The 6,146-nt window shown below is 37.3% G+C and carries 6 protein-coding genes and 3 tRNA genes; 2 read left to right on the top strand and 7 right to left on the bottom strand.

The features are described from left to right. The first annotated feature begins 68 nt into the window (after nt 1-68). Entirely contained in the window at nt 69-272 is a 204-nt protein-coding gene (locus KPC_RS17115) for a hypothetical protein (RefSeq protein WP_121975559.1), read from the top strand. A gap of 168 nt (nt 273-440) precedes the next feature. Here the strand turns inward: KPC_RS17115 and KPC_RS17110 are convergent. The 5 genes from KPC_RS17110 to KPC_RS17090 all read right to left on the bottom strand — a co-directional run bounded on the left by KPC_RS17110 (nt 441) and on the right by KPC_RS17090 (nt 3,178). Beyond that, a tRNA-Leu gene (locus KPC_RS17110) sits at nt 441-525 on the bottom strand. 33 nt (nt 526-558) lie between these two features. After that, nucleotides 559-632: transfer RNA gene (locus KPC_RS17105), tRNA-Trp, on the bottom strand. Nucleotides 633-674: 42 nt separating this feature from the next. After that, nucleotides 675-759 (bottom strand) — tRNA-Leu (locus KPC_RS17100). Between the two features lie 108 nt (nt 760-867). Beyond that, nucleotides 868-1,680 (bottom strand): protein kinase domain-containing protein, encoded by an 813-nt coding sequence (locus KPC_RS17095; protein WP_121975558.1) that lies wholly within the window; start codon nt 1,678-1,680, stop codon nt 868-870. After that, the gene (locus KPC_RS17090) at nt 1,667-3,178 is read right to left on the bottom strand and encodes a DUF3336 domain-containing protein (protein WP_121975557.1); all 1,512 of its coding nucleotides are present in this window, start codon (nt 3,176-3,178) and stop codon (nt 1,667-1,669) included. Before KPC_RS17090 ends, KPC_RS17095 begins: the two co-directional genes overlap by 14 nt. Before the next feature lie 209 nt (nt 3,179-3,387). On the opposite strand from KPC_RS17090, the gene KPC_RS17085 reads away from it, so the two are divergent. Then, nucleotides 3,388-4,275, top strand: a complete 888-nt coding sequence (locus KPC_RS17085; RefSeq protein WP_121975556.1) for an ATP-binding protein — start codon at nt 3,388-3,390, stop codon at nt 4,273-4,275. A gap of 35 nt (nt 4,276-4,310) precedes the next feature. Here the strand turns inward: KPC_RS17085 and KPC_RS17080 are convergent, their stop codons facing one another. Both KPC_RS17080 and KPC_RS17075 read right to left on the bottom strand, forming a co-directional pair. Continuing rightward, on the bottom strand, nt 4,311-5,789 hold the full coding sequence (locus KPC_RS17080) for a S8 family serine peptidase (protein WP_121975555.1): 1,479 nt from the start codon (nt 5,787-5,789) through the stop codon (nt 4,311-4,313). Nucleotides 5,790-5,797: 8 nt separating this feature from the next. Next, the gene (locus tag KPC_RS17075) at nt 5,798-6,103 is read right to left on the bottom strand and encodes a hypothetical protein (protein ID WP_407641998.1); all 306 of its coding nucleotides are present in this window, start codon (nt 6,101-6,103) and stop codon (nt 5,798-5,800) included. Nucleotides 6,104-6,146: the final 43 nt, after the last annotated feature.

Genomic DNA, 6,146 nt, shown 5'->3' with positions numbered 1-6,146 from the left:
AATCTCCCCTTTAAAAAAAATAGGGGCATCCCTATTAATCTTTATAGGTAAGATAAAGGAGTTCTTCTGTGAAAAAAGTTGTTAAAGCAAAGAATTTAATTGCATTTCGAATTTGGTTGGAAAAATTGGGCTATTCAGTAAAGAATTTGGCAGATAACCGCGGTTTTACTTTTAGCTTTAAAAAAGAATATGGTTTAGTGACCTGTGATTTATCTGGTAATGCTCTCGCGATGCAACTTGGTGAGGAATTTGAAGACCATCTCAAAGCATAAAGGCGACCTATTCTCTATTTAAATTTTACGAGTTTCACTGAAGTAGCTAAAAATTAAAAAAGGCACGCATTACAATNCTGTGCCTTTTTATTTATCATCACAAAAATCATTTTGATCTATAAAATTTAAATATAAAAAAAGCAAGGGTTATCCTTGCTTTTTTGAATATGGTGGGGGCGAAGAGACTCGAACTCTTACACCTTGCGGCGCTGGAACCTAAATCCAGTGCGTCTACCAATTTCGCCACGCCCCCAAATAAAAACAAATTTCTTGTTTTTAAATAAGTTGGCAGAGGATCAAGGACTCGAACCTTGACGAACGGTTTTGGAGACCGTCATGCTACCATTACACCAATCCTCTATTGCACAATACAAAGCTTTAATGCCGCTCTGAATGTTCAAATGGTGGGGGCGAAGAGACTCGAACTCTTACACCTTGCGGCGCTGGAACCTAAATCCAGTGCGTCTACCAATTTCGCCACGCCCCCGATGGCTGTGTATATTATAGAGAACATTCCCCTCTGACAAGCCCTTTTTATGAAAAATCCACTTGTTTGTCTAAATAAAAAACAAAACATCCATTTAGTGCTTTTTCTTTATACATAATCACTTAATGCTTGTTTTATTTGGTAAATATTGGAGAATCTTTGACCTTTAGCCTTAGCTAAAATTTTTTCAAATACAGGATGCAAACAACTAAAACGATCAGGCAGATTTATTTCCAGTTGTTGACAATGTAAAACTGCCCATTCTTGATAACTTTTGGCAGCTATCCTTGACTGTGTTATCCATTCTAACCAGACAATACCTAATGCATATAAATCTGTCTGTATAGATTTAGCCGACTGGTGGAATAACTCTGGTGCCATATAACGTGGAGTTGCATTTAGAGTTTTAAGACCTAGCCCCCCTTCTATTTTTTGTGTTTGTTCAAAATCAATCAAATAAGCCTGTTGTTGCTGAAATCTGAAATGCTCCCTTTTTAAATCACCATGAATCCATCCAGACTGATGTAATTTTTCAACCACATCTAGACTCAATTTCATAATCCGAATAACACGATCCAAACTCATCATATCTGTTTGATTTAAAAATAATGGCTCAACATGAGGCACCAGCAACCCTTTTTTTAGAAAGTTTTCTGTTGAAATCGGTAAATCCTGAACATCAAAAAGAATCGCATCTAGCAAAAATCCTTGATCGGGCTGTTGTTGCTGTTTGAATAGCTCATAAACCATCAATTCATTTTGCAGCATCTTTTCATATTCAGAATTTATCGCCTTAATTTGTAATTTCACCCAGTATTGCGAATTATCCAGAATAATTAAATATAAACGGCGACCAAAATTTTGGCTTTTTATCGAATTACACAAAGGGCCTAATGTTTTTGGCCAGTTAAGCTTCCGCATAATCCTGCGCCGTCAATCTGGCCATATTAAGTGGAGATCTTAATACCTCCAGACAATGCTGGATCGTTTTACCGATGCGGGCATGTGTTTCAATACTGGATATTTTAGGCCAAGTTGCCCTCTCACCTTCTTGTTGCAAGAGTTTAAACAGGTGAGGTTTAGGATTTTGTAGCATATATTGATAGTGTTTAAGGCTATAGTTTCCAATAATATTCACATTACCATAATAACGCTGATCAATAATGCCATAACCATGATCCAATAACCTTTGTACTGCAGGTACACGCCCCATACGGTTACGAGTAAAATCCATCGCTCCCATAGCCAGTAACTTGCCCTGTTTGCGAATAATTTTCTGAGGCCAACTCAAAAGATCTTTGCGATAACGCTCTTCATCTTTTTGCATAAATGGAACAATATGAGGATTCACCTGACTCGCAATACTATAATTCAGATTATAAAGTCTAGACATTCTTTCCTGCGGAAAATCACTACGAACACTACCATCAACCCAACGTGTATTTGCCAAATATGGAGTATGTACACCATCATAACGTTTGCTGGTTAATCTGACTGGTGGAAATAAGATAGGTACAGCACACGAAGCCAGTACTGCACTCCAAACCAAAAGATCAGGAGAGGTATATTTATTCATGATCCTAGCATCTTGGGAAGAATCATATGGTGCAACCGTTACATTAATGTCCAGTCCTGATTTTTTATATGCTTCTTCAAATGTAATATCACCTAAATTTTCAACCAGAAATTTTTTAAGATAACGTACATCTGCAAAACCACCGTTTTCTTTGATCAATTGCCTCAAGCTTCTAAAATGAAAAGCCTCACTATAAAAGTGATCTCCACGTAATATTTCTGTAACTTCACTAGGCGTAGCCACCCCGAGCATGCCTGTCATAATCGCACCAGCACTTGAACCCGAAAGAACTTTTGGCATCAAGTCCTGTTCAATTAATGCCTTACAGACTCCACTGTGAAATAGCCCTAAAGTTGCTCCACCTGAGAACATAAGTGCTGGCTGACCATATGCTTTTTCACAATTTTCAAAAAAGCTCAGTTTTTCCTTTAAGCTCAAATTTTCACAACTTTCTGAAGCAATAAAAGCCAAAGACTCACTCACTTCTTCAATATAATCTTCTATTAGTTTTTTAGTGCCCAGATAAGTCTGAGTAAACAGCATCGGGTGACCAATATTAGCCACATCATATGTAAAGCCTTCACGAAGAATATAAATCAAATCAACTGTACGTGCTTGAGAACGATAGCGTCTAAGCAGCGTTAAACGATGAGAAATGATTTCAGCATCAAAATAAGGTGAGCTATTGTCATACTTCCACTCTTGCGCACCACTCTCCTCATCAAGCTTTAAGGCAATAGATTTCCATTCTTCGTAAGTTTCAGCACGTTCTAACTGACGCTTGAGTTTTTTAATGCGATATGCCTGATGTGGATTTAGATCATGAGTTAATTCTAATAACATACGCGCCTCTACGCTTAGACTTATTGAACGTTCCTACAAATAAACTCAAAGTTTAACTAAGAAATCATGCTAAAAAATATTTAATTATTCAATTGCAAAATAATGTATTCCTATACATTAACAGTCATTTTCAAAATAGGAATTAGACCTTACACAATCTCTGATGATAATATCAAAAAATAATGTAAAACCCTTATCAGTGAACAAAAATGGCTACTATTGATTTACCAGAACATATTATCAAGTCTCTATCTGTTGTTCTTGAACAATTACATCAGGTTTTACCGGAACCAAAACAACAAACAGACTTTTCTGCTCCTGCCTTTCGATGGCATGAAAAACAGCTTAAAGCTATTTATAATCCTAAAGCGATCGATTTGGATGACCTTAAGGGTATTGAACGCCAAAAAGAAAAAATCCTGCAAAATACTGAGCAATTTTTACATGGTCTTCCAGCCAACGATATTTTACTAACAGGATCGCGTGGCACTGGAAAATCTTCCATTGTTCGTTCACTTCTTACTCGATATCAAGATCAAGGTTTACGTTTAATTGAAATCGAACGTGATGATTTATCAGATTTACCTGAAATTCAAAAACTCATCAAAGACCGATCAGAGAAGTTTATTGTCTATTGTGATGATTTGGCATTTAATGCTGAAGATGAAAATTATCGTAGTTTAAAAAGCGTTTTAGATGGTTCATTGCAATCAGGTTCAAGTAATTTCATTATTTACGCAACCAGTAATCGCCGCCATTTATTGCCAGAATTCATGCATGAAAATACTCCTGTAACAAAAGTGGATGTTCCTCAGTACACAGAACTTCATCCTCAAGAAGCAATTGAAGAAAAAATTTCACTTTCTGACCGTTTTGGCATGTGGTTATCTTTTTATCCTATGGATCAGCAACTCTATCTGGAAATTGTTGAACACTATCTTAGCAAAGAAAGCATGCCGTTTACGGAAGAAGTACGTTCTGAAGCACTACGTTGGTGTCAACTGCGTGGACAACGTTCTGGACGTGCCGCTTACCAGTTTTCAAAACACTGGGTTGGTTCTGAAAGACTGAAAAATATAACTCAGAAAACAAGCTAAACATTGCGTTTAGCTTGTTTTCTTTCAGTAACTTTTTAAGAAATTCTACGAGGCACCACTACTGGCGCTTGTTGCGGAGGAGGTAAAAATCCAAGTGTACGAGTTGCTGCTTGCAAATCAATACGTCTAAAGTTTAGTCCATTTCGAGTATCCGTAATCTCCACACCATTGTCCTGTAGGCGAGCAATGGTTTGATCTATTGTTTCCGCATCATTAGCAATATGACCATTTGCATCAAGTGGTCTAACATCATTTGCCCTTAACAAGGCTATAGCACCAGCCACATGAGGAGCGGCCTGAGAAGTTCCTCCCAAGGTATGCCCTCCCGCTGTAATAAGTGCGCCAGGTGCAAGCAAGGTTAATAATCGACCACTATTACTAAAGCAACTTATTTGATCAGCACGGATAATTCTATCAGTACACTGATTACCAACTGGTCCCCATGTAAGACCATTCTCTCGATCAACATCATAAACAGCACCAACACTTACAGCACCAGCAGTACATGCGGGTGATGAAATCCCATTAGAGAAATTGTCATTTCCCGAAGCAACTACTGGCACGATACCTGCTGCTCTAGCATTTGCAAATGGTGTGGTATATGAATTTTCACAAATCGAATTGTAGCTTCTTCCTGGTGTCCCTAAACTTAAATTAATTGCTTTAATATTGTGAGTTTGAGCATTATTAACAGCCCAGTTTATCGCAGCAATGCTATCAGTATCAGCAGCACCTCTTTGTATTTCCCCTGTCCACGAAGTTACAGTACGAAAAACATCTATTCCAATAATCTTGGTCTGCGGTGCCACTTGAGCCACAATAGCAGCCACATTCGTACCATGACCATCATCATCTAATGCCCCATCATCCGGTGCAAGATCAAAAGCGCGACTAACTCTACATGTATCATCAGGCAAGCGATCACCTTCTCTAACCGTTGCACCTAATGGAGTATTCGTTCCAGTACAGTTACCAAAATCAGCATGACGATAATTGACACCAGTATCCACTACAACAACACTTGTGCCAGCACCCGTAAAACCATTTTGTACTGTTTGTGGTTGATGAATCAGTGGTAAGCTTTCCCGTGTATTTGTAGTATTGATACGATTTGGATAAACAGCTTTGATATTTGGATCGTTTAAAAGCTGCACTAAGGTATCACGATTATTAATGCGGTAAGCGGTTAGGGGTAATGCATTATAATCACGTAATATAGTTAAGCCTTTTGCACCACTATAAGCACTTCTAATCGCCTGTTTATTTGAAGCGATAAAGTTTCGCTTTTGTACTCCTGATGCAGTGCTCACCGTTGAACCAACATTGTATTCAATGATTAAATCATTCGAGTCATTTTTCAATAAGGCATTCAGATCAATTTGCGCCTTATGTATTTTTTGTTTTGCAGGCTCCAATAAGCGTTTTTTTGCTGACTCGGCGTCATTTGTAGCTGCATAGGTGTTAGATATAATTAAAGCACCTAGACAAAGTATAAAGAGTTTATTTAGTTTCATTTTTTTCCTCATTTTTCATCTATTTCATTCGCAGGATCTTTCTCTGGATCTATAGGTTGAATTGTTAAGTCACTTTTAGTGTCGTATAAGGGATTATTTTCAGATGAGTTATTTGAAGTGTTATGTTGATCTAACAAAGTATCTTGAGTATTGACTTCCTCCTTTTCATGATTTATTTCATTATGATTGTCATGTACTAATGTATTGTTTTCCGTTACTTGCTGAAGCTTCTGCTCTTTTTTATTATCAGGTTTAAAATATAGTACAATTACTGCAAGAATTAGGACAAGTAAAACTATTAAACAAAACTTCATAATCTTAGATTTTAAAATGATATTGTTTGACATGTGGTTGCTC

Origin of the sequence: Acinetobacter stercoris, assembly GCF_900323515.1 — a bacterium.
Classification (GTDB): Bacteria; Pseudomonadota; Gammaproteobacteria; order Pseudomonadales; family Moraxellaceae; genus Acinetobacter; species Acinetobacter stercoris.
The sequence above is the reverse complement of the archived record's forward strand: the minus strand, read 5'-3'. Positions and strand labels throughout refer to the sequence as shown.

Coding starts and splice junctions, on each gene's coding strand:
- KPC_RS17095 (WP_121975558.1), bottom strand. CDS start 1,680: ATGCGGAAGCTTAACTGGCCAAAAACATTAGGCCCTTTGTGTAATTCG.
- KPC_RS17085 (WP_121975556.1), top strand. CDS start 3,388: ATGGCTACTATTGATTTACCAGAACATATTATCAAGTCTCTATCTGTT.
- KPC_RS17075 (WP_407641998.1), bottom strand. CDS start 6,103: ATGAAGTTTTGTTTAATAGTTTTACTTGTCCTAATTCTTGCAGTAATT.
- KPC_RS17080 (WP_121975555.1), bottom strand. CDS start 5,789: ATGAAACTAAATAAACTCTTTATACTTTGTCTAGGTGCTTTAATTATA.
- KPC_RS17090 (WP_121975557.1), bottom strand. CDS start 3,178: ATGTTATTAGAATTAACTCATGATCTAAATCCACATCAGGCATATCGC.